This is a genomic window from Longimicrobium sp. (assembly GCF_048594345.1).
Taxonomy (GTDB): domain Bacteria; phylum Gemmatimonadota; class Gemmatimonadetes; order Longimicrobiales; family Longimicrobiaceae; genus Longimicrobium.
The window spans coordinates 1-2,035 of record NZ_JBMDXM010000060.1 but is presented as its reverse complement, the minus strand read 5'-3'; the positions used below and the strand labels follow the sequence as shown (position 1 = coordinate 2,035).

General features: G+C 73.0%; 1 protein-coding gene. It reads left to right on the top strand.

The window, feature by feature from the left end; all coding sequences use genetic code 11:
* The coding region (locus ACOJUJ_RS07230) for a MupA/Atu3671 family FMN-dependent luciferase-like monooxygenase (protein ID WP_420126186.1) at positions 1 to 2,035 on the top strand (2,035 nt) is incomplete at both ends.

Here is a 2,035-nt window from a genome sequence, read left to right as displayed (position 1 = left end):
TCTCTCCGCGCTGGGCGCCGGGCCGGAAGCGTTCGTGGGGATCTGCCTGGAGCGCTCGGCGGAGATGGTGGTCGCCATGCTGGCGGTGCTCAAGAGCGGCGCGGCGTACCTGCCGCTGGATCCGTCGTATCCCGCGGACCGGCTGGCGTACATGCTGGAGGATTCCGGCGCGCCGCTGCTGGTGACGCAGTCCGCTCTGCGCACCCTGCTGCCGACCGACGGCGTCCGCGTGGTCACGGTGGACGGTGACGCGGCCGCCGTCGCCGCCCACCCGGCCCAGGCGCCGCCCGTGGCGGTGGACGCGGCCAACGCCGCGTACGTCATCTACACCTCCGGCTCCACCGGCAAGCCCAAGGGCGTGCAGGTGACGCACGGCAACGCGGTGAGCTTCTTTGCCGGGATGGACGAGCGGGTGGGCGGTCCGATCCCCGGCACCTGGCTGGCGGTGACGCGCACCAGCTTCGACATCCACGTGCTGGAGCTGCTGTGGACGCTGGCGCGCGGCTTCAAGGTGGTGGTGAAGCCCGAGGCTGCGGCGGCCGACGCCCCCGCGCGCCGGGTCCGCCGCTCCACCCGGCCCATCGACTTCTCCCTCTTCTACTTCTCCAGCGGAGACCAGGAGGGCGGGGAAGGCAAGTACCGCCTGCTGCTGGAGGGGGCCAAGTTCGCGGACCGCAACGGCTTTCACGCCGTGTGGACGCCGGAGCGCCACTTCCATGCCTTTGGGGCCGTGTTCCCCAACCCCGCCGTGACGGGCGCGGCGGTGGCGGCGGTCACGCGGCGCGTGGGGATTCGCGCGGGGAGCGTGGTGCTGCCGCTGCACGACCCGGTGCGCGTGGCCGAGGAGTGGGCGGTGGTGGATAACCTGTCCGGCGGCCGCGTGGGGATCTCCGTGGCCAGCGGCTGGCAGCCCAACGACTTCGTGCTTGCGCCGCAGAACTTTGCCGACCGCAAGGACCAGATGTTCCGCGACGTGGAGACCGTGCGCGCCCTGTGGCGCGGCGAAGCGGTTACGCGCGCCAACGGCGTGGGGAAGGAATTTTCCTTCCGCGTCTTTCCGCGCCCCGTGCAGCCGGAGCTTCCCGTCTGGGTGACCGCGGCCGGCTCGCCCGACACGTTTCGCCGCGCGGGCCAGGCGGGCGCGTCGCTCCTGTCGCACCTGCTGGGGCAGACGGTGGAGGAGCTGGCGCAGAAGATCGCCGTCTACCGGCAGGCGTACCGCGAAAGCGGCGCCCCGGGCGAGGGGCACGTCACGCTGATGATGCACACCTTCGTGGGCGACGACCTGGCGGTGGTGCGCGAGACGGTGCGCGCGCCCTTCCGGCAGTACCTGGCCACGGCGGCCGACCTGCTGAAGCCGGTGGCGCAGGCGCAGGGGATGGACGTGGCGGGCGCGTCGAAGGACGACATGGACGCCCTCCTGGACCACGCCTTCGAGCGCTACTGGCAGGCCGCCGCCCTCATGGGCACCCCCGAGAGCTGCGGCGAGATGGTGGAGCGGCTCAAGGAAGCCGGCGTGGACGAGATCGCCTGCCTGATCGACTTTGTCACCGACGCCGACGTGGTGCTGGACGCACTGCCGCGGCTGGACGAAGTGCGCCGCGAGGCCAACCGCCCGCTGGACCAGGCGGGGGACGACGACGAGGGCATCGCCGAGCAGATCCGCCGCCACGGCGTGACCCACCTGCAGTGCACTCCCTCGCTGGCGGCCATGACGCTGGCGGAGAGCGGGGTCGAGGCCATTGCCCCGCTGCGGCGCCTGCTTCTGGGCGGCGAGGCGCTGCCGCAGGACCTGGCGGCGCAGATCACCGCCGTGCTGCCGGACGGGCTGGTGAACATGTACGGGCCCACGGAAACCACCGTCTGGTCCGCCACCCACGACGTGCGGGCGGAGGGGCCGGTGCTCATCGGCCGTCCGATCGCCAACGCGCGGGTCTACGTGCTGGACGGGTCGCTGCGCCCGCAGCCGGCGGGGGTGCCGGGCGAGCTGCTCATCGGCGGCCCGGGGGTGACCCGCGGCTACCTGGGCCGCGCG